We start from the raw sequence: 20,497 nt of genomic DNA on the forward strand, positions 1-20,497 counted from the left end.
CCACCCGCGAGTCCGCGCCGATGCCGTGCCACCTCCGGGCGAGGGGGACCAGGTCCTCGCGGTCGCCGAGGTCGCCGCCGACGCTCGCCTGGAGCGCCTCGGCGACACGCCCGCCTCACACCCGCGACGCCAGGTAGTGGACGGCGTTCTGCCGCCAGTTGAGGGTCACGTGGTGGGAGACCAGCTCGACGTCGCGCTTGGCCCGCGAGACCGGGTGGTCGGGGAAGCCGGCCTTGGCGCCCACGAGCGAGAAGATCCGCGACACCGAGCGCAGGGCCACCCGGGTGACCAGGGCGTTGTCCCGCAGGCCCCGGCCCAGCTCCGCCTGGGTCGGCGTCCGCCGCTGGTGCGCGAGCGAGGAGAACGCGGCGCTGCCGGCCTCGACCATCAGCCGGGCCATCTCCGCCTCGCCGGCCGCCTCGGCGAACTCGGTGGCGACGTAGTCCTGGTCGGCGAGCCGCACGGTGCCGCCGAGGGCGCCGGCGACCCGGGTGCTGGAGCCCGCGGTCTCGGCGAAGAAGTCCACCGCGCCCAGCGCGGCGCCGACGCCGACCGCCGCGAACGGGAACTTGCCCGGCGAGGGCCACGGCGCGTACATCGCGTCGAACGTCGGGTGCAGCACCCGCCGCTCCTTGATCTTGTCGACGGTGTCCTTCGTCGCCTGCACGCGATGGTCGGGCACGAACACGTCCTCGACGGCCATCGTGCGGCTGCCGGTGCCGCGCATGCCGGTCGGGAACCAGTCGTCGATCGTGATGGTGTCCTCGCGGGGGACGAGGAACATGTGCCCGTCCCCGTCCTCCCCCGCCGGCGCGTTGAAGATCAGCCACTCGGAGAAGTCCGACCCGCTGCAGAAGCCCCACCTGCCGGTGAGCCGGTAGCCGCCGGGGACCCGCTCGGCCGTCGCCTTGGGGTTGAGGTTGGTGTTGCCGGCCAGCGTCGCGTAGCCGTTCTCCCCCCAGATCTCGTCCTGGGTCTCCTGGGGGTAGGCCACGATCGCCACGTTGTCGGAGCTGAGGATCGAGGCGACCCAGGCGGTGGAGGCACAGCCCCGCGCCAGCGTCATCATGACCATGGCGTGGTCGTGCTCGGTCAGCTCGAACCCGCCGTACTCCTTGGGCTTGAGGATGTGGAACACCCCCGCCTCCTGGAGCAGGCGGAAGGTCTCCGGCGCGATCCGGCGCTCACGGTCGGTCTCGACGGCCCGCTCGCGCAGCACCGGCACCAGCCGCTCGGCCGCCGCCAGCACCTCGTCCGCGGTCATGGGCTCCGGCGCGGAGGGCAGGCCCGTGCTCGTCTCGGACAGGCTCGCGGTCGAGCTGGTCATCGTCGTCTCCCTCTGGGCGGTCGCACCGGTCGCGGTTCGCGGCGGCACGGAGCGGACGGCGGGCGTGCGCCACCGTCGCGGGTCCGGGTCTCGGGGAGCACGATCGGCCGCGCTCCCCCGCTGAGCCGCGGCGGGCCCCGGACTCCTCGCTCGTCCTCCGGGGCCGGCTGCCGCGTGGTGTGAGTGTCGTCACGGGCCGTCGGAGCCGTCAATCAGGGCGTTCCGAGGAGGGACTGCGGCGGAGCCGAGGATGCCCGGGACGGCGCGGATGTGATCATGAGCGGGGTGGGGCCCGCGGCCGGCCAGGACCGACGCGCGCCGGTGCACCGACGAGGGACGACGGGCCGCCGTCGTCCGGCCGGGGACGGGAGGGAACCGTGAGCGCGACCGACCTCGGGCCGGGCGACTTCTCGCTGCGCCAGCTGTCCCACTTCGTGGCGGTCGCGGAGACGGGCACGATCAGCGCCGCCGCCGAGCGGCTCTACATGTCGCCGTCCGCCGTGTCGGGGTCGATCACCGAGCTGGAGCGGATCCTGGGCGCGGAGCTGTGCGTCCGGCGCCGCGCGCAGGGCGTGACGCTGACGCCGCTGGGCCGGCAGGTCCTCGACATGGCGCGGCGGCTGCTCGCGGACGCGGCCGAGTTGTCGTACACGGTCCGCGGTGGCGGTGCCGAGCTCGCCGGCCCGGTCGGCATCGGGTGCTTCGTGACGCTGGCGCCGACGGTGCTCCCCCGGCTGCTCAGCGAGATGGAGACCGCGCACCCCAAGGTCACCCTCGACTTCCTGGAGGGATCGCAGGACCTGCTGCACGAGGCGCTGCTCACGGGCCGGATCGACGTGGCGGTCGTGTACGACATGGGCGGCCTCGACGGGCTGGAGTCGATCCTGCTCTACGAGGCCCGGGGGTACGCCCTGTTCGGTGAGGACCACCCGCTCGCCCGGCAGCCGACGGTCACCCTCGAGGAGCTGGCGCCGGAGCCACTCGTGCTGTTCGACCAGCCGCCCAGCACCAACTACGCGATGTCGGCCTTCCAGGAGCGGGGGCTCGTGCCCACCATCCGCCACCACACCCGCAGCTACGAGCTGACCCGCTCGATCGTCGCCCGGGGGCGCACGTACGCGCTGCTGGTGCAGCGGCCGCCGAACAAGTCCAGCTACGAGGGCCTGCCCATCATCGAGCGCGAGGTGGATCCGCCGCTGCCCGCCGTCCCGGTCGTGCTCGCCTGGCCCGGGGACGTCCGGCTGTCCCCGCGGGCCCGCGCCCTGGCCGACCTGACCCGTCGGCTGTACGGGCACCGGCCCGGCTGAGGCCGCCCGCCGGCGCCGCTACGTCGGCGGGGTCAGGTGCACGCCGCGGCGCAGCGCCTCCAGCGCGGCCGGGTCGCGTTCGGCCAGGGCACGCACTGCCTGCCGGCGGTACCGGAGGGTCAGGACGGCGCCGCCCGCCCACAGCAGGTACTGGGTCGCGAACGCCCACTTGAAGGCGCCGAGCGAGTACTCGGTGGACCCCTCGGGGGTCATCGCCTGCAGGACGAGGCCGATCGCCAGCACGGCCAGCAGGGTGCCGAGGAAGCCGCCGGCGTTCACCATCCCGATCGCGGCGCCCAGCCGGCGGGGCGGGTTGGCCGTCCGCGCGAGGTCGAAGGTGACGATCGCGGCCACCCCGGCCAGCGGGATGACGAGGACCAGCACGACCAGCAGCCACCGCGGTGCCGGGCCGGGCCAGAGCAGGACCGTCCCCCACATCGCGCCCACCAGCCCGACCAGGCCGATCCCGATCAGGCTGCGGTGGTACGGGTGGCGGTTGACCAGCGGGCCCACGCTGGCGCCGTAGACCACGCCGGTGACGGCCAGCACGGTCAGCAGCGCGCCGGCGAACCCCGGCGAGACCCCCTGGCCCTCGACGAGGAAGGGGAACCCCCACAGGACGCCGAACATCATGCCCGGGAAGAGGGTGAGGAAGTTCAGCCAGAACGCCAGGCGGGTGCCCGGCTCGCGCCACGCCTCCCGCAGGTCCGAGGCCGCGACGCCCAGGGCCCGGGCGAGGGGGACGCGGGGCGGGCGCGGGGAGGGCGAGTCCCGGACGAGGGCGAGGACCGCCAGCGCGGACGCCACGCTGACCAGGGCGGCCAGGAGGAAGGACGGCGTCCACCCGAGGGCGGGCAGCACGGCCGCGAAGGCGAGCCCGGAGACCACGAAGCCCAGGGAGTTCATCGGGCCGACGGCCGTGGTGACCGTTCCGCTCCGGGACGGCGGGAACCACGCCGGGACCAGCCGCATGACGCTGATGAAGACCAGCGCGTCACCGACGCCGAGCACCATCCGCGCCGCGATCGCCGCCGGCAGCGTGCCGCTGACGGCGAAGGCCGCCTGGGCTGCGGCCATGACGAGGGCGCCGGTGACGATCAGCCGCCGGGAGCCGTAGCGGTCGATGAGGACGCCGACCGGCACCTGCATGAGGGCGTAGACCACCAGCTGCGCCACGGAGAACGTCGCCAGCGTCGCGGCGGCGATGCCGAACCGCTCGAACGCGTCGGTGGCCGCGACCCCCAGGGACGACCGCTGGAGGACGGCGACCACCCCCGCCGCCTGGCCGACGACCAGGACGACCCAGGCGGTGCGCCCGCCGAGCACCACGTCCCCCCGGCCGGCGCCTCCGGTCACCTGCTGCACCGTTCCCCCGATCCCCCGGCCGGTGCTCCGGGGACGGGGGGCCAGGGGCGCGGCGGGGACACCCGCAGAGTCTGCACTCCCCCGTTCCCGCGCTCGACGGGGCGAGGTCGGTCGGGCCGGCGGTGCGACGGCGTCAGGCCCCGCCCTGCGGAGCGGCCGGCAGCATGCTGGTCAGCTGTCCCCGGAGGTCCTCGGGGAGGGGGTGCGGGCGTTCCCCGTCGCCGACGAAGACGACGTGGTGCCGCCCCTCGACGGCCACCTCGCCCCCGGTGCGGATCCGCCAGGTGTAGGCGATCGACGACTTCCCCACCGAGGCGACGGCGAGGGCGAGCTCGTACTCGTCGTCGAACCGGAGCGCGGCCCGGTAGCCGGCCTGGACGTCGACCCGCGGGAAGCCGCCGGTGAAGGAGTGACCCAGGCTGCGGAGCAGGTCGTGCTCGGCCGCCTCGGCCCAGCGGAACACGGCGGTGAAGTGGATGCGGCCACTGGCGTCGGTGTCCACGAAGGCGACCCGCCCGCGGTACAGGTGCGGCGTCCCCTGCCCGTCGCCGGTCACGCCCGGTCCGTCCGCGGAGCCGCGGGGTCGCGGGTGCTGTCGAACTGCTCCCGGAGGGCGATCTTGTTGTACTTGCCCACCGCCGTCTTCGGGATCGCCTCGACGAACTCGACGCGTTCGGGGAGCCACCAGCGGGCCACCTTGGGGGCGATGAACTCCCGCAGCTCCTCGGGCGTGGCCGAGGCGCCGGACTTGAAGGACACGACGGCCAGCGGGCGCTCCGTCCACTTCTCGTCGGCGACGGCGATGACCGCGGCCTCGGCCACGGCGGGGTGGTCCATGAGGGCGTTCTCCAGTTCGGGGGTGGAGATCCACTCGCCGCCGGACTTCACGAGGTCCTTGGCGCGGTCCTGGATGGAGATGTAGCCGTGCGGGGTGATCGCGACGACGTCCCCGGTGCGGAACCACCCGTCGTCGGTCCACTGCTCCGCGCTCGCCTGCGGGTTCGCGAGGTACTCGCGGGCGACCCACGGCCCGCGGACCTCCAGCTCGCCGAGGCTCCGCCCGTCCCAGGGCACGAGGCCGGCATCGCCGCGGGCCCGGACCTCGAGGAAGGGCATCGGCAGGCCCTGCGCGTAGCGGTGCCGACGCTGCTCCTCCTCCGGGGCCTCCTGCAGCTCGACGGTGAGGTTGGCGATCGCGCCCATGACCAGCTCGGTCATGCCCCACGTGTGGACGAGCGGGACCCCGTGCCGCTGCCGCAGGCCCTCGATCATCGCCGGCGGAGCGGTGGCGCCGCCGCTGAGGACGGCGCGCAGCGAGCTGGTGTCGTGCACGCCCGGCTCGGCGTCGAGGGCGGTCAGCAGGCCCATCCAGACGGTGGGCACGCCCCCGGTGAGGGTCACCCGCTCGCCCGCGATGAGCTCGAGCAGGCTGGCCGGGTCGAGGAAGCGGCCGGGCAGCACCTGCTTGGCCCCGAGCAACGCGGCGGTGTAGGGCCAGCCCCAGGCCAGGGCGTGGAACATCGGCACCACCGGCAGGACGACGTCGGAGTCGGTGATCGCCAGCCAGCCGCCGAGCGCGCTCGACAGCGCGTGGACCGCGATGGCGCGGTGGCTGACCTCGACGCCCTTGGGCCGCCCGGTGGTCCCGCTGGTGTAGGTCACCAGCGCGGTGGACCACTCGTCGAGCTCGCCGGGCTGCCACTCCGGGTCCCCGCCGGCCAGCAGCTCCTCGTAGGACAGCAGCCCCTCCGGCGCGGCGCCGACGACGACCACGTGCCGGAACGGCGTGCGCCCCTGGATCAGGTCGTAGAGGCCCAGGAACGACTCGTCGACGACGAGGACCTCGTCACCGGCGTCGTCGGCGATGTAGGCGATGTCGTCGGCGTGCAGCCGGGGGTTGAGAGGATGCGTGACCAGGCCGGCGATCGGCGCGGCGTAGTAGACCTCCCAGTGCTCGGCCTGCGTCCAGAGCAGGGTGGCCACCCGGGCGCCCGGCTCGAGGCCCAGCCCCAGCAGCGCCGAGGCCAGCTGCCGCGACCGGCGCCCCAGCTCGGCGTACGTGGTGCGCTGCAGGGAACGGTCGGGCCGGCGGCTGACCACCTCCCGGCCGGGAGCGAACTGCTCGGCCCGGCGCAGGATCGCGGCGATGTCCAGGGACTGGTGCACGGTCCTCACTCCCCTCCTGCGGCCGTCGCGGCGGCGGCCGCCGCGACCGGGTCGTCCCGGCGGTGGTCGGGCAGCAGCGGCTGCTCGGCGACCGTCGCGCGCAGCCGCCACGTCGGGGAGCCGGGGTAGCCCCAGTCGACGGTGACCTCGGCGCCGGTCTCGACCCCGGCGTCCAGCCGGGCGTGGCTGATCATCCGGCGCAGCGTGGGGCTGTGCGCGGCCGCCGACGCCCAGCCGGCCGGCTCGCCGTCGCGCCGGACGCGGTGGAACTGCAGCCGGAACTGCCCCCACGACTGGTCCGGCGCCGGCGGGGCGGGCGCGTCGCGGAACTGCGCGGCGAACAGCTCCCCCACATCGCCGGCGTCCCACACCAGCGCCCGCCATCGGCGCGCCGGCCCCCCGGCGTCGGCCTCGGCGCGCACGGCGTCCCGGCCGACGAACTCGTGGTCGAGGTCGACCGCACGGCTCCAGCCGAGCTCGGCCGGGGTGACCAGGTGCTCGCCCAGGTCGGAGTCGAGCGCCGCCAGTTCCTCCTCGGTCGCCCACAGCCGGGCGAAGCGGGGCAGCTTGTCGGCCGGGAAGCGGTCGGGCAGGTAGTCGCGGATCACGGTGGGCACGTTGCTCTCGGTGTGGCCGATCATCTGGGCGCGGTAGCCGAGCTCGCGCAGCCCGACCTCGCGGCCGACGTCCCGGATCCGCCGCCAGAGCTCGTGCGCGCGCCCGGTGTCGGTGCGCATGAGGAACTCGTAGCCGACCTCGCCGGTGACCCCCTGGCGCTGCACGATCACCTCGGTGCCGAACAGCGTCACCCGGCGCCAGCGGGAGAAGCGCAGGTCGGCGAAGGACTCCCCGGTGACCGCCTCGAGCACCGGCAGCGACCGCGGCCCCTGCAGGGCGAAGCACGTCCAGTCGGGGGTCTGGTCCTCCAGGCCCACGTCGATGCCGAGGGCCTGCGCCTGCAGCGGCAGCCAGAACTGGGCGCCGGACTGGGTGAACAGGAAGTCGTCGTCGGCGAGCTTGAGCGTCACGCCCTCGATGGCGATCCGCCCGTCCGAGCTGAGCATGGGGGTGAACCGGGTGGCGCCGACCTGCTGGCTGGTGACGCTCTTGGCCGAGACCCGGTCCAGGAACTCCTCGGCCCGCGGTCCGGTGACCCGGACCTTGTTCAGCCAGCTCCAGTCGCCCAGCACCGCCGTCGTGCGCAGGGCGCGGGACTCCTCCCACCAGCGGGTGTACTCGTGCGCCATGAGGAACCCGCCGTTCAGGTGGGCCCACAGCCGGCTGGTGTTGGTCTCGTCCTGCGCCGGCGCGCCCGGCGTGCCCAGGTAGGGGCGCTCGAGGAAGGCCAGGTCGCGGTGCTGGTTGGCGCGGCGGTACTGCTCCCGGAGGTCGTCCATGGCTCCTCGTTCGTCGCGTCGTCGCGGCCCTGTGGGACGCCCCTGAAGGTAGACGCCGACGCGGACGAGCGTCAACGCAGCTGTCCACCGAGGTGGGGAGGTCGGGGCTGCCTACGATCCTCCGCGTGAGCGAGGGAACGCAGGGCCCTGACGGCGGAACCGGCGCGGCCGTCGGGACCCGGCCGCAGCACCTGCTGCTGACCCTGCTCGGCGACTTCTGGTACTCCCGCACCGAGTCACTGCCGTCGACGGCGCTGGTCCGGCTCCTGGCCGAGTTCGGCGTCACCGAGCCCAACGCGCGGGCGGCCATCAGCCGCCTGGCCCGCAAGGACCTGCTCGTGGCCACCCGCCAGGGCCGGCGGACCGCCTACGCCCTCAGCGAGACCGGGCACGCCACCCTGGTGGAGGGCACCCGCCGGATCTTCCGCTTCGGGAGCGATCCGCAGCCGTGGGACGGCCGGTGGACCATGGTCGCCTTCTCCGTGCCCGAGGAGCACCGCTCGCTGCGGTCCACGCTGCGCACCCGGCTGCGCTGGCTGGGCTTCACCGCCCTGTTCGACGGCGTGTGGGTCGCGCCCGGCGACCACGCCGAAGAGGGCAACGACCTGCTGGGCGAGCTCGCCCTGACCACCGCCACCATCGTCGTCGGCACGGCGTGCGGCCCCCGCGACGGCGACCCCGCGCGCGCCTGGGACCTCCAGCACCTGGGGGAGGCCTATCACCGGTTCCTCGGGGACTTCGGCGGGGTGCCGGACCGGGTGCGAGCGGGCGAGGTCACCGACGCCGAGGCGCTGGTCCTCCGGACGACGCTCATCGACGTCTGGCGGACGTTCCCGGCGCTCGACCCGGAGCTGCCGGCCGAGCTCCTCCCCGGCGGATGGCCGGCGCACCGCGCCCGCGAGCTGTTCACCGACGTCTACGACACCCTGGGCCCGCAGGCCACCGGCCGCTTCCGGGAGCTCGTCGCCGTCGACGACCCGGCTGCGGCGCAGCTCGCCCGGCACCACACCTCCACGGAGGCCCTGGCCGAGGCCTGAGCCGGCCTCGCCCCGGGCCCCGGCGTCAGACGGCGTGCAGGTCGCTGCGCCGTCGGTCGGCCTTGTACGGGGCGGGCGCGACGGTCGCCCGGATCGCCTTCTGCGGGCCCCGCGGCGTGCCCCAGTGCACGGTCACCTGCGTGCCGGGCTCGCTGGAGGCGACGTCGATGGTGCAGAGGGACAGCATCTCCCGGAAGTAGTAGCTGTAGCCGCGGGAGGTGGCGACGCCGACCCGGTCGTCCCCGACGGTGACCTCGTCGGCCCACATGAACCCCCGCGGGTCCCGCGGCATCTCCATGAACGGGTAGTTCTGCCCGGGCCGGAACAGGGACGCGTAGACGTCGCCGACGTCCTGGCTGTCCCAGACCAGCGTGCGGATCACCCGCCGCGGGTCCGCCTTCTCCGCCTCCAGCGCCGCCCGCCCGAGGAAGTCGTGGTCCAGGCTGATGTTGCGCGCCCAGCCGAGCTCGACCGGGCTGCGGTAGTACTCGCTGACCTCCGCCCCGTCGTAGCTGCCCGCGATGTAGGCGGGCTGGGCGAACGCGGGCATGGACGCGGTGAACTCGGCCAGGTAGTCGGCCATGTCGGCGCCGAAGATGGCCGGGATGTAGTCGGTCGCGATGGTCGGGAAGCACGCCTCCAGGTGGTTGATCGGCGCCGCCCGCCAGCCCAGCCGGCGCAGCCCGAACTCCTGCCCGGCCGCCACGATCAGGTCGTAGATCTCCGGGCCGTGCTCGATCGGCCCCTGCAGCTCGAAGCCGACCTCCCCGGCCATGCCCTGGCGCAGCGCCCACACCTGGTGCCCGGCGATCGTCACCGGCGCGACCCGCATGAAGCCGGTGTCCCGCAGCTGGCGCGAGCCCGAGACCGCCTCCAGGAGGTCGACCGAGCTCGGGCCGGACACCTGGAAGATGAACCAGTCGTCGCGTTCGACCCGGGCGTCGTAGGCCCCGCGCGCGAGCTGGTGGCTCATCCAGAAGCCGCCGCGGCCGTGCAGCATGAACTCCTCCTCGCCGAAGCGGGTGAGGATCCCCTCGTGCACCACCTTGCCGTTCACGTCGGTGTGGATCACGTGCTTGGACTGGCCCAGCTCGAAGCGGGCGAAGCTGTTGACCGAGAAGTCGGAGAACAGCCGCAGGACGTCGGGCCCGGTGAACCGGTGCTGCCAGAGGAACGACCAGTTCCCGATGTAGCAGGCGTCCTTCCACGACAGGCTCTCGTCCAGCCAGTCGGTGTACTCCGGCTCACCGAACCGCGTCCACGCGTACGTGGGCGGTGGCGTCCGCATGCTGTCCACCGTGTAGGTCATCGCTGTCCCGTCCTCCCCGGTCCTCCGCCGTCCGTTCCCCGCCGCCGGTGCGGTCACCGCGCAGTCTCGGCCACCAGGTCCTCGACGCTCACCTCGTCGTCGATGAGGCCGTCCTCCAGGGCGAGGTCGATGAGCCGCTCGGTCGAGTCCACGTTCACCTCGGGCTCCCAGCCCGGCAGCGTGACCTCGGCGACGACCTCCGCCGGGATCTGCGTGTAGGTCGTGATGATGTCCCGGGCCTCCTCCGGGTTCTGCTGCGCGTACTCGGCCGACCGGGCGACCGCGGCGGCGAAGCGCTCCACCAGGTCGGGGTCCTGCGCCAGCTTCTCCTCCGAGGTGAAGTACGCCGAGGCCATCAGGTCGGGCGAGACGTCGATCCAGTTCCACGCCACCGGCACCGCCCCCTGGGAGAGCGCGCTGGTGAGGAAGGGCTCGACCACCCAGATCGCGTCGACCTGACCGGTCTCGAGCGCGGCCCCCATGTCCGGCAGTGGCATCTCCACGAACTCGACCGCGTCCGGGTCCCCGCCGGCGACCCGGACCGACTCGCGGATCGAGGTGTCGCCGATGTTGCGCAGCGTGTTGACCGCGACCCGGCGGCCGGCCAGGCCCGCGGCATCCGGGATGCCGCTGTCCGGCCGCACGACGACGGCGCCGTAGTCGGCCCCGACCTCGCCGGTGCTCGACCCGCCCGGCGCGATGATCTTCACGGGCAGCCCCTGGCTGCGCGCGAGGATCAGCGACGTGGGGTTGCTGAAGCCGAAGTCCAGCTCCCCGCCGAGCACGCTGGGGATGATCGCCGCGCCGCCCTGGGCGGTGGTGAAGCTGAGCTCGAGCCCCTCCTCCTCGAAGAAGCCCTGCTCGACCCCCAGGTAGATCGGCGCCAGGTCCACCAGGGGGAGGACCCCGAGGGACAACTGGGTCACGGCGGCCTCCGTGCCCGTCGCCTCGGCCTCGTCGGCCGCCTCGCCGCCTCCGCACCCGGCCAGCACCACGGAGACCGCGGCGACCGTGGCGAGAACTGTGGACCTGCGCATGTCGACTCCTCGGGACAGGCCACCCCGGTCGAGTGTGGCGGCGCTCACGGCAACGCTAGACAGTTGCTGGGGCGACCGTCAACGCCGGGGTCGACAAAACCTCGGGAGCTGCGCGCGTCGCGGCGCGGCCGGGAGCTTGTTCACGGCGTATACGACGGGGCACCACTCAGAGGCGCACCCGGACCCAGCACCGGCGCACTGCACCGCGGAGCCGGGAACCGACCGGCGTCCGCTGCTCCCCGTCCCTCTCCTGCCGTCCCGCAGGCGGCGCTGCGCTGCCCGCCTGCTCGCGGCTCCTGCCGACCACCCCTGGAGTACTCATGGCCACGAACCGATCCGAGCCCGACGTCGGCGCGCACGCCACCCGCGGCGCCGCCCGCGAGGCCGTCGACGCGCAGCACGCCCGCTTCGGCGGCATCAAGTGGGGCGCGGCCTTCTTCGGCTGGCTGTCCGCCAACGGTCTCGCCGTCGTCCTGCTCGCCCTCCTGTCCGCCGCGGGGGTGGCCTTCGGCCTGACGCAGGCCTCCTCCGCCGACCAGGCGGCCGACGCCGCGACCCAGCAGGCCGACACCATCGGCATCGCCGGCGGCATCGCGTTGCTCGTCGTCCTGTTCCTCGCCTATCTCGCGGGCGGCTACGTCGCCGGCCGGATGGCCCGCTTCGACGGGGTCCGGCAGGGCGTCGCCGTGTGGGTCATCGGACTGCTCGTCGTGGTGCTGCTCGCCGTCGCCGGCGCCGTCCTCGGCGCCCAGTACAACGTGCTCTCGCAGCTCAACCTGCCGACCATCCCCATCAGCGGGGACACCCTGACCACCGCCGGGATCATCGCCCTCGTCGCGGCGCTGCTGGCGACCCTGCTGGGCGCCGTCCTCGGCGGCAAGCTGGGCACGCGCTACCACCGCAAGATCGACCGCGCCGGCTTCGACGTCTGACCTCGGCGGCGGACGCCGTCCGCGCGCACATCGGGGCCGCCTCCGGTCACCACCGGGCGCGGCCCCACTGCGCGTCGGCCCTCACCCGTAGTCGTCGTAGAACCCGCGACCGCTCTTGCGCCCCAGGCGCCCCTGCTCGACGTACTCGCGCACCAGCCGCCGCGGCCCGTCGGGGATCCCCTCGCGCACGTCGGCGTAGTGCTCCTCGATGGCCAGGACGACGTCCAGGCCCACGACGTCCATCAGCCGGAAGGGCGGCGTCCCCGGCCGGGTGAACAGCTGCCACATCCGGTCGACGTCCTCGGGCGACGCCACGCCCTCCTCGACCACCATGAGGCACTCGCGTTTGATGGCCGCCCAGATCCGGTTGAAGATGAACCCGTCGCTCTCCCGGCGCACGCGGAAGGGCACGAGCCCGTACCGGGGGAGGCGCTCCACCAGCGCGTCGACCACCGCGGGGTCGGTCCGCCCGCAGGACATGAGCTCCACGGCGTTGTGCTCCGGCGGTGACTGGAAGTGCGCGTTGAGCACCCGTTCCGGGCGGGCCACCTCGCCGATCACCTGGCTGGTCGGGATGGACGAGGAGTTGCTGGCGAGCACGGCGTCGGGCTCGGCCAGCCGGTCCAGCTCGCCGAAGACGGCCGTCTTGACGTCCACCCGCTCCGGCACGGCCTCGACCACCAGCCACGCACCGGCCACGGCGTCCCGGAGGTCCTCGGTCGAGGACACCGTCCCGCGCTCCTCGTTGGCCAGCCCGAGCGCCCGGTGGAACTCCTCGAGCGAGTCCAGCGCGTAGCCCCGCGCGGCCTCCCGCTGCTCCGCGGAGGGGTCGGTGAGTCGCACGTCCGTGCCGCCCGCGGCGAGGACGGCCGCGATGCGGCGACCCAGGGAGCCGGCGCCGACGACGGCCACCGGCCGGCGATCGGCGTCCTCGGGGAACACGTGGGCCATCGCGGACCTCCTCCTGAGGGTGGACCCTCAGCCTCGCAGTGCCGCCGGGCCGGCGCAGAGGTGGCGGGGCGACCCGTCGGGATGCCGCACCGGTCGGCCGCACCCCTTCCCGGCGGGCACGATTATCGATACTGTGCCCGTGGCGCCCGTCACACGGGACGACGCCGCACGACCACGGACGGACAGGGGTGGAGCATGGGCATCAGAGCTGCGGGGACCGGCGGGCCCGCCCGCCGCACCCGGCGAGCGGGGGCGGCCCTCCTGGGGCTCGTCGTCACGCTCGCCGTGGCGGCGTGCGGCGGCGGGGACGACGGCGGGGGCCAGGCGGAGGGCGGCGACGGAGGCCTGACACCGGTCGTCGTCGGGGCCCTGCCGACCGCCAACACGGCCGCCCTCAACCTCGGCGTGGAGCAGGGCTTCTTCGAGGACGAGGGGCTCGACGTCACGGTGGAGTACGCCCAGGGCGGCGCGACGATGGTGACCACCCTGGTCAGCGGCGACTTCGACGTCATCGGCGCCGGCTACGTGCCGGCCATCTCGGCGATGTCCCAGGGCCTGCCGCTGAAGTTCGTGGTGGGCGGCGACCTCGGCGCCGACACCGACGAGGCCGAGTGGCAGACCGTCCTGGTGAAGGGCGACAGCCCGATCCAGACCCCGGCCGACCTGGCCGGCAAGCGGATCGCGGTCAACGCCGTCAAGGGCGTTCTCGAGGTCGCCCTGCGCGCCGCACTGGACGAGCTCGGCGTCGACTCCAGCAGCATCGAGCTCGTCGAGATCCCCTTCCCCGACATGCCGGCCAACCTGGAGAGCGGCAACGTCGACGCCGCCTACGCACCCGAGCCCTTCATCACCTCGATCCTCGACGCCGGCGGCCGGCAGGTCCTGGCTCCCCCGCCGACGATCGCCCCGGGCTTCATCAACGGCGCGTGGGAGACCACCGACCAGTTCATCGCCGAGCAGCCGGAGGCGGTCGACGCGTTCGTGGCCGGCATGACCCGGGCGATCGAGTACGCCCAGGAGAACCCGGACGAGGTCCGCCGGATCATCCCGACCTACACCCAGATCCCGCAGGACGTGGCCGACCGGATCCGGCTGCCCGTCTTCGACGCCGAACTGGACCCCGCCGCCATCGAGGAGCTCGCCCAGCTCGCGGTCCGCTACGAGGTGATCGAGACCGCGCCCGCCGGCGAGGACATGGTCTACACCGGCGACTGACCGGGCGTCCCGCACTACCTCCGCCACCCATCGCACGAGAGGTCCCACCCACATGCCCTCCGAGAGCCTCGCTGCGGCCATCGCCCGCGCCGGCAACCCCGTCGACCTGCTCCGCAACTCCCAGATCCGGCCGCACACCTTCCCGGTCCGCCCGGAGTTCACCAACTGGCGCACCGAGCAGCGCGCCTGGCGCGAGTCCTGCGCGCTGCTCGACCAGTCCCACCACATGACCGACCTCTACATCTCCGGCCCCGACGCGCTGAGGCTGCTCCAGGACGTCGGCGTCAACAGCTTCGCCGACTTCGGCGTCGACAAGGCCAAGCAGTTCGTCGCGGTCAACGACGACGGCTACCTCATCGGCGACGCGATCCTGTTCCACCTCGAGGACGACCTGTTCGACCTGGTCGGGCACCCGATGGTGCTCGACTGGGTGCAGTTCCACCTCGAGAGCGGGGAGTACGACGCCACCACCGAGCGGGACGACAACTCCTACGACCGCGAGGAGGGCCCGCCGAAGGTGTACCGGTACGAACTGCAGGGCCCGACCGCCGTCGCCGTCCTGGAGCAGGCCACCGGCGCGCCGCTGCCGGCGACCCGGTTCTTCCAGATGGCCGACTTCACCATCGCCGGTCACCGGGTCCGCGGCCTGCGGCACGGGATGGCCGGCCAGCCCGGCTTCGAGCTGTTCGGCCCGTGGGCCGACGGCGAGGCCGTCCTCGACGCGCTGCTGGCCGCGGGCGAGGAGCACGGCCTCGTCCGGGCCGGCGCCAAGGCCTACTCCACGGCGAACCTCGAGTCGGCGTGGGTGCCCGCACCGTTCCCGGCCATCTACTCCGACGACGAGCGGTCGAAGGCCTACCGCGAGTGGCTGCCCGCACAGGCCATGGGCTCGCTGTCGGGCAGCCTGGACTCCCCCGACATCACCGACTACTACCTCACCCCCTACGACGTCGGCTACGGCCGCACCATCGCCTTCGACCACGACTTCGTCGGCCGCGCGGCGCTGGAGCGGATGGCCCAGGAACCCTCGCGGACCAAGGTCACCCTGGTCTGGGACAGCGACGACGTCACCGACGCCGTCGGCTCGCTCTACCGCCCGGGGCCCGGCGCGAAGTACATCGAGATGCCCAAGGCCCGGTACGGCCTCCACCACGCCGACGCCGTCCTCGCCGGCGGTGGGCGCGTGGGCATCTCCATGGACTGCGGCTACCTCGCCAACGACCGGCTGATGGTCTCCCTGGCCACCGTCGACGCGGCGCACGCCGAGCCGGGCACCGAGGTCACCGTGCTCTGGGGCGAGGATCCCAACTCGGCCAAGCCGGCCGTCGAGCAGCACGTCCAGCGCGAGATCCGGGCCACCGTCGCCCCGGCGCCGTTCGTCAGCTTCGCCCGCGGCGAGTACCGCACCCGGTGACGGCTCCGGCGGCGGGGCGGCTCCGGCCGCCCCGCCGCCGGACGGGCCGGCTCAGGCGCGCACCGGCTCGCTGAGAACGGAGTCGATGACGCCCTGCAGGTGCGCGCGGGCGGCCGCCTCCGCCCGGTCCGGGTCGCGGTCGGCGACGGCGTCGACGACGAGCTCGAGCTCCTGCAGCGACTCGGGAGCGCGCTCCGGGTGCCGGGACAGCCGGAACTGGTGCCGCACGATCTGGCCCTGCAGCCGGGCGACCAGGTCGGCCGCCACCGGGCGCCGCGCCATGTCCTGCACGATCGCGTGGTGGGCCTGGATGAGGTCGGAGTAGGTGGCCAGGTCCCCGCTCGCGACGGCGGCGCGCATCCGCTCCCGGTTGGCCAGCAGCCGCTCGACCTGCGCGTCGGTCGCCGACTCCGCCGCCCGCCGGGACAGCAGGCCGTCGAGCACCATCCGGCACTCCATGATCCCGACCGCCTCGTCGGTGGTGACCAGGCGGACGCGCGCCCCCTTGTTCGGGACGCGCTCCACCAGCCCGTCGGCGGCGAGGGCGTCGAGGGCCAGCCGGACCCCGTTGCGGGTCATCCCGAACTGCGCCATGAGGTCGGACTCGACCAACCGGTGCCCCGGCGCCATGTCGCCCCGGGAGATCGCCTCGCGCAACCGGGTCTCGACCACCTTGCGGCTCGCGGCGCTGTGCACCCGCCGCCATCGCTTCGCCGAGGCAGCGCTCACGACATCACCCGATCCTGGCCGACGGAACATCGATCATCCTATCGATGGTCGCCCCCGCCGGAGGGCGCGGGCGCCGCGGGCACCGTTCCTCAGCGCGGCTGGGCGAGCCGGGGGATCAGGCTCTCCGCCGCGCCCCGCTCGATCGAGCGCCGGACGTCGTCGTCCAGGGGGTACTCGTCGAGCTGCGCGGTGAAGTACTCGGAGTTGTCCTCGCGCGCGTAGGGCCAGTCACTGCCGTACAGCACGTGTCCGGGCCGGGCGAAGGCCAGCAGGCTCGGCATGCTGTGCGGGCTGGCGGTCAGCGCGGTGTCGAAGTAGAAGGCCCCGCACTCGGCCAGGAACCCCGCCCGGTCGACCTGCCCGCCCTCCCCCATCGGCGTGAGGCTGGCGATCCGGTGCGCGGCGTAGGGCAGGATCCCGCCGCCGTGGGACAGGACCACCTTCATCCGCGGGTACCGGCGCAGCACGCCGTTGCGGACCATGTTGAGCGCGGCGCGCGTGGTGTCCAGCAGGAAGTCGGCGACGAACACCGGCACGCCGGGCACCGGCTCGGCCGGGAGGGCGTTCGGGTGCACGAACACGACCGCCTCGCGGCGGTCCAGCTCGGCCATGAGCTCGTCGAGCCGCGGATCGCCCAGGTAGACCCCGTCGGTGTTGGCCAGCAGCACCACGCCGTCACAGTGCAGCTGGTCGAAAGCGTGCTCGACCTCCTGCAGGGCGGCGGCGAGGTCGGGCAGGGGCAGGGCGGCGAACAGGCCGAACCGGTCGGGCTGCTCGCGCACCAGGTCAGCGGCGTACTCGTTGACCTGCCGGGCCATCCCCGCGGCCTTGCCGACGTCCCCGAACCAGAACCCCGGCCGGGCGACGGAGAGCACGGAGGTCTGGACCCCGAGGGTGGCCATCTCCTCCAGCGCCGCCTCCGGACTCCAGTCCGGCGTCGACTGGCCGCCGAAGAACCCCTCGTCCGCCAGGTAGCGGCGGTAGACCGGGGGGACGTAGTGGGCGTGGGTGTCGATCTTGCCGAGGGACATCGCGCTCACTCCTGCCCCGGCGCCGGCCGGACCCGGGTCGACGGCCCCGGCGGCACCGGGGTCCCACCGGCCGGCGGTGCGGTGCGGGTTCTGCTCACTGCGACTCCCCTGGATCTCCGTGCCGGCGACCCTCGAGGACGAGCAGGACGCCGGGGTGCACCGCCCCGGATCGGCTGACGGCCTTGGGTTGTGCGTATACGGACCATATGGTGGTCGCATGGATCCCGTCAATCGTCGCGCCCGGAGACTGCCCGCGGGGGACGGCGACGGGAACGGCGCCCCCGCCGGGGCCGTCGAGCGGTCCGTCCCGGAGCACCCCCGGAGCCCCGCAGGCGCGACGAGCGACGGGGCGCCGGTCGCCGGCGGGGACATCCTCCCGCTGCACGGGACGCTCGGGCACCTCGTCCGCCGGGCCCAGCAGGTGCACACCGCGCTGTTCACCGAGGAGCTCGACGGACACCTCACCGGACCGCAGTACGCCGTCCTCAGTGCCCTCGCCGCCGGGGCACCGCTGAGCCAGCGCGAGGTGGGGCGGCTGGCGTCGCTGGACAAGTCCACGACCGCCGACATCGTCTCGCGGCTGGAACGCAACGGGTGGCTGCGCCGCCGGCGCAGCCCGCAGGACGCCCGGCGCAACCTCCTGGAGCTGACCGGCTCCTCGCGCGCGGCCCTGGAGAGCGTCACCGGGAAGGTGGCCCGGGTGCAGGAACGGCTGCTCGCCGTCCTGGACGAGGCCGACCGGGGGTCCTTCGTCGACCTCCTGGGCCGGGTCGCCTACCGCGGCCGGCTCCCCGACCCGGAGTCGCCGGACGCCGCGGCGCCCGGGACCGCCCCCGCGCTGGGGCTCACGACCACCCCGGGGCACCTGCTGCGGCGCGTCGAGCAGGTCCATGCGAGCCTGTGGGGCGAGCACGTCGGCGGACTGATCACCCCGTCGCAGTACGCGATCCTGAGCGCGCTCTACGGACGGCCGTCGATGAACCAGGTCACCGCCGGCGAGCTGGCGTCGCTGGACAAGTCCAGCACCGCCGACATCGTCGCCCGCCTGGAGCGCCGCGGGCTGGTGACCGTGGCCCGCGACGCCGGCGACGGCCGGCAGAAGGTGCTGAGCCTGGCTCCGGACGTCCGCGAGACCCACCTCCAGCTCACCGAGCGGGTGCAGCGGGTGCAGGCGGCCCTGGCCGAGCCGCTCCTCGACGGCGAGCTCGGGACCCTGGTCGGCTGGCTGGACCGGGTCGCCTTCCGCGACGCCGGCTCGTCCTGACCGTCCCCCTCAGCGCGCCGGGACCAGGTCCCGGGCCTCGACCATGAAGCCCGCGAAGAAGTCGGCGAGGGCGGCGTGGCCGTCCAGCGGCAGGACGGCGGCGACGTACTGGTCGGGGCGGACGACGACGAGGCAGCCCTGCTCGCGGTCGATGCCGCGCTGCTCGAAGACGTCCGGGCCGGCCTTCGGGTCCGGGCCGAAGACCTTCTCGTAGTCGACCAGGCCCAGCCGGCCCTTGCGCGGCAGCAGCAGCGGGGGCAGCGCCGCCAGCGGCAGCTCCCGGTGGCCCTGCTGGACCACGGCGCGCAGGTCGAACACCGCGTCGACGTCGGCACCGTCGGGGGTGAACCGGCGGACCGGCGACTCGTCGGCGGCGGCGAGGAACTCGCAGAGGCCGCGGAGGCGGGACGCCTGGTCGCGGGGGTCCGCCGGGTCGGCGAAGGCGTAGAGCCGCCACCGGCCGTCGGCACGGGCCACGTGCCCCAGGTGCACCGCCTTGGCGTCGGCGAGCCGGACGACGGGGGCGGAGTGGAACCGCTCCCCGATCGGGAAGCCCCGAGCGAGGTGCTGGTGCGTCGCCTCGGCGGTGATGAGCGAGGGCTCGTAGTGCGTCGCCACGCCCGCGGTGTACCGGCCCTGCTCGGTGTAGAGGCGCTGCAGCCCGAGGGCGTGGCCCTCCTCGTCACCGGCGCCGTCCTCCGGCCGGGCGCTGTGCATCGCCGCCCACTCGCGGTCGAAGTCGATCAGCCGCTGGGCCACCGCCTGGCGTTCGGCCGAGTACGTGTGCAGCAGCTCCGGTGTCGCGTGCCCCTCGAGGACGGCGGCGAGCTTCCAGCCGAGGTTGAACGCGTCCTGCATCGACACGTTCATGCCCTGCCCCGCCTTGGGGCTGTGCGTGTGGCAGGCGTCGCCGGCGATGAAGACCCGGGGGGACCGGGTGCCGACCTCTGCGGTGGGGACGTCGTCGAACTCGTCGGTGAGCCGCTGGCCGATCTCGTACACCGACCACCACACGACGTCCCGGACGTCGAGCGTGTACGGGTGCAGGATGCGCCCGGCCCGGGCGATCAACTGGTCCACGGTGATCCCCCGCGCCGCCACCCGCTCGCCCGGCTCCAGCTCGTCGAGCTCGATGTAGAAGCGGACGAGGTAGCCGCCCTCGCGCGGGATGACCACGATGTTGCCCTCGTCGGACTGGATCACCGCCTTGAACCGGATGTCCGGGAAGTCGGTCACCGCCAGGACGTCCATCACGCCCCACGCCTGGTTCGCCGAGTCGCCGCGCAGCTCGCGGCCGATCGACTGCCGCACCCGGCTGCGGGCACCGTCGCAGCCGACGACGTAGCGGGCGCGGACGGTGACCTCGTCTCCCGACCGCTCCGGGTCGGTCCGCTGCAGGGTGACCTCGACCGGGTGCTCCCCCGAGTCGGCGACGGTGAGCGTCCGCAGCTCGAGGCCGTAGTCCGGCGTCAGCCTGCTCGGCGAGTTGCGCATGACGCCCACAAGGAGTTCCTGGACCCGCGCCTGGTTCATGATCACGTGCGGCATCTCGGACAGCCCGTCCTCGACGTCCTGGATCCGGCCGCTCCGGGCGATCCGCGTCCGGTCCTGCTCGTCCGGCCGCCAGAAGACGGTCTCGTTGACCCAGTAGCCCTCCCGCATCACGCGGCCGCTGAGCCCGAAGGCGTCGAACATCTCCAGCGAGCGGCAGGCGAGGCCGTCGGCCTGGCCCATCTCCAGCGGCCCCGGCCGCCGCTCCACGATCCGGGTGGTGATGCCCGGGAAGCTCGCGAGCTGCGCCCCCAGCACCGACCCCGCCGGACCGGATCCGACGATGAGGACGTCCACCTCGTCCGGCAGGTCGGCCGACTGCTCCGCGGCGCGCCGCGGATCCGCGGGCAGCACCTCGGGATCACCGGGCTGGAAGCCGTTCAGGTAGAACTGCATGGAACCCCCTCTGGCAGGTCCTCGTGGCCGTGCGGCCCGTCGCCCTCGGTGCTCCCGCCGGGTCGGAGC

The 20,497-nt window shown here is 73.9% G+C and carries 17 protein-coding genes; 6 read left to right on the forward strand and 11 right to left on the reverse strand.

Features of this window, described 5'->3' with window-relative positions; genetic code table 11:
* Window positions 1–115: 115 nt before the first annotated feature.
* Window positions 116–1,327: an acyl-CoA dehydrogenase family protein gene (locus tag PGN05_RS02005; protein WP_419750714.1), complete on the reverse strand. Its 1,212-nt coding sequence runs from the start codon at window positions 1,325–1,327 to the stop codon at window positions 116–118.
* A gap of 377 nt (window positions 1,328–1,704) precedes the next feature.
* Between PGN05_RS02005 and PGN05_RS02010 the strand changes: the two genes are divergently transcribed.
* Complete coding sequence (locus tag PGN05_RS02010; protein ID WP_419750716.1) at window positions 1,705–2,634, forward strand: LysR family transcriptional regulator; 930 nt, start codon at window positions 1,705–1,707, stop codon at window positions 2,632–2,634.
* A gap of 18 nt (window positions 2,635–2,652) precedes the next feature.
* Here the strand turns inward: PGN05_RS02010 and PGN05_RS02015 are convergent, their stop codons facing one another.
* From PGN05_RS02015 to PGN05_RS02030, 4 genes are all read right to left on the reverse strand, one after another.
* Complete coding sequence (locus PGN05_RS02015) at window positions 2,653–3,990, reverse strand: MFS transporter (protein ID WP_419750718.1); 1,338 nt, start codon at window positions 3,988–3,990, stop codon at window positions 2,653–2,655.
* Window positions 3,991–4,132: 142 nt separating this feature from the next.
* Window positions 4,133–4,555 carry an acyl-CoA thioesterase gene (locus PGN05_RS02020; protein WP_419750720.1) on the reverse strand — a complete coding sequence of 141 codons (423 nt, stop codon included), beginning with the start codon at window positions 4,553–4,555 and terminating at the stop codon, window positions 4,133–4,135.
* The gene (locus PGN05_RS02025; protein WP_419750722.1) at window positions 4,552–6,165 is read right to left on the reverse strand and encodes a long-chain-fatty-acid--CoA ligase; all 1,614 of its coding nucleotides are present in this window, start codon (window positions 6,163–6,165) and stop codon (window positions 4,552–4,554) included. Before PGN05_RS02025 ends, PGN05_RS02020 begins: the two co-directional genes overlap by 4 nt.
* Before the next feature lie 5 nt (window positions 6,166–6,170).
* The gene (locus tag PGN05_RS02030) at window positions 6,171–7,562 is read right to left on the reverse strand and encodes a hypothetical protein (protein ID WP_419750724.1); all 1,392 of its coding nucleotides are present in this window, start codon (window positions 7,560–7,562) and stop codon (window positions 6,171–6,173) included.
* A 125-nt stretch (window positions 7,563–7,687) separates the two neighbouring features.
* On the opposite strand from PGN05_RS02030, the gene PGN05_RS02035 reads away from it, so the two are divergent.
* Window positions 7,688–8,599: a PaaX family transcriptional regulator C-terminal domain-containing protein gene (locus PGN05_RS02035; RefSeq protein ID WP_419750726.1), complete on the forward strand. Its 912-nt coding sequence runs from the start codon at window positions 7,688–7,690 to the stop codon at window positions 8,597–8,599.
* Window positions 8,600–8,624: 25 nt separating this feature from the next.
* Here PGN05_RS02035 and PGN05_RS02040 read toward each other — a convergent pair whose 3' ends face one another.
* Window positions 8,625–9,908 (reverse strand): hypothetical protein, encoded by a 1,284-nt coding sequence (locus PGN05_RS02040; protein ID WP_419750727.1) that lies wholly within the window; start codon window positions 9,906–9,908, stop codon window positions 8,625–8,627.
* A gap of 53 nt (window positions 9,909–9,961) precedes the next feature.
* Window positions 9,962–10,945, reverse strand: coding sequence for an ABC transporter substrate-binding protein (locus tag PGN05_RS02045; RefSeq protein ID WP_419750729.1), 984 nt, complete (start codon window positions 10,943–10,945; stop codon window positions 9,962–9,964).
* A 320-nt stretch (window positions 10,946–11,265) separates the two neighbouring features.
* Here PGN05_RS02045 and PGN05_RS02050 point away from each other — a divergent pair, with 320 nt between their 5' ends.
* Window positions 11,266–11,877, forward strand: a complete 612-nt coding sequence (locus tag PGN05_RS02050) for a hypothetical protein (RefSeq protein WP_419750731.1) — start codon at window positions 11,266–11,268, stop codon at window positions 11,875–11,877.
* A gap of 81 nt (window positions 11,878–11,958) precedes the next feature.
* Here PGN05_RS02050 and PGN05_RS02055 read toward each other — a convergent pair whose 3' ends face one another.
* Window positions 11,959–12,828 (reverse strand): 3-hydroxyacyl-CoA dehydrogenase family protein, encoded by an 870-nt coding sequence (locus PGN05_RS02055; protein WP_419750733.1) that lies wholly within the window; start codon window positions 12,826–12,828, stop codon window positions 11,959–11,961.
* A 195-nt stretch (window positions 12,829–13,023) separates the two neighbouring features.
* Between PGN05_RS02055 and PGN05_RS02060 the strand changes: the two genes are divergently transcribed.
* Complete coding sequence (locus tag PGN05_RS02060; RefSeq protein WP_419750735.1) at window positions 13,024–14,043, forward strand: ABC transporter substrate-binding protein; 1,020 nt, start codon at window positions 13,024–13,026, stop codon at window positions 14,041–14,043.
* Between the two features lie 52 nt (window positions 14,044–14,095).
* Window positions 14,096–15,457 carry an aminomethyl transferase family protein gene (locus PGN05_RS02065; RefSeq protein WP_419750737.1) on the forward strand — a complete coding sequence of 454 codons (1,362 nt, stop codon included), beginning with the start codon at window positions 14,096–14,098 and terminating at the stop codon, window positions 15,455–15,457.
* A gap of 51 nt (window positions 15,458–15,508) precedes the next feature.
* Here the strand turns inward: PGN05_RS02065 and PGN05_RS02070 are convergent, their stop codons facing one another.
* Window positions 15,509–16,186, reverse strand: a complete 678-nt coding sequence (locus PGN05_RS02070; protein ID WP_419750739.1) for a GntR family transcriptional regulator — start codon at window positions 16,184–16,186, stop codon at window positions 15,509–15,511.
* A gap of 89 nt (window positions 16,187–16,275) precedes the next feature.
* Window positions 16,276–17,217 (reverse strand): amidohydrolase family protein, encoded by a 942-nt coding sequence (locus tag PGN05_RS02075; protein ID WP_419750741.1) that lies wholly within the window; start codon window positions 17,215–17,217, stop codon window positions 16,276–16,278.
* 217 nt (window positions 17,218–17,434) lie between these two features.
* Here PGN05_RS02075 and PGN05_RS02080 point away from each other — a divergent pair, with 217 nt between their 5' ends.
* A complete protein-coding gene (locus PGN05_RS02080; protein ID WP_419750743.1) occupies window positions 17,435–18,481 on the forward strand; it encodes a MarR family winged helix-turn-helix transcriptional regulator in 1,047 nt (348 codons plus the stop codon).
* A gap of 9 nt (window positions 18,482–18,490) precedes the next feature.
* Here PGN05_RS02080 and PGN05_RS02085 read toward each other — a convergent pair whose 3' ends face one another.
* Entirely contained in the window at window positions 18,491–20,428 is a 1,938-nt protein-coding gene (locus tag PGN05_RS02085) for an FAD-binding monooxygenase (protein WP_419750745.1), read from the reverse strand.
* Window positions 20,429–20,497 lie beyond the last annotated feature (69 nt).

Source organism: Geodermatophilus sp. CPCC 206100, from assembly GCF_048569675.1.
GTDB lineage: Bacteria > Actinomycetota > Actinomycetes > Mycobacteriales > Geodermatophilaceae > Geodermatophilus.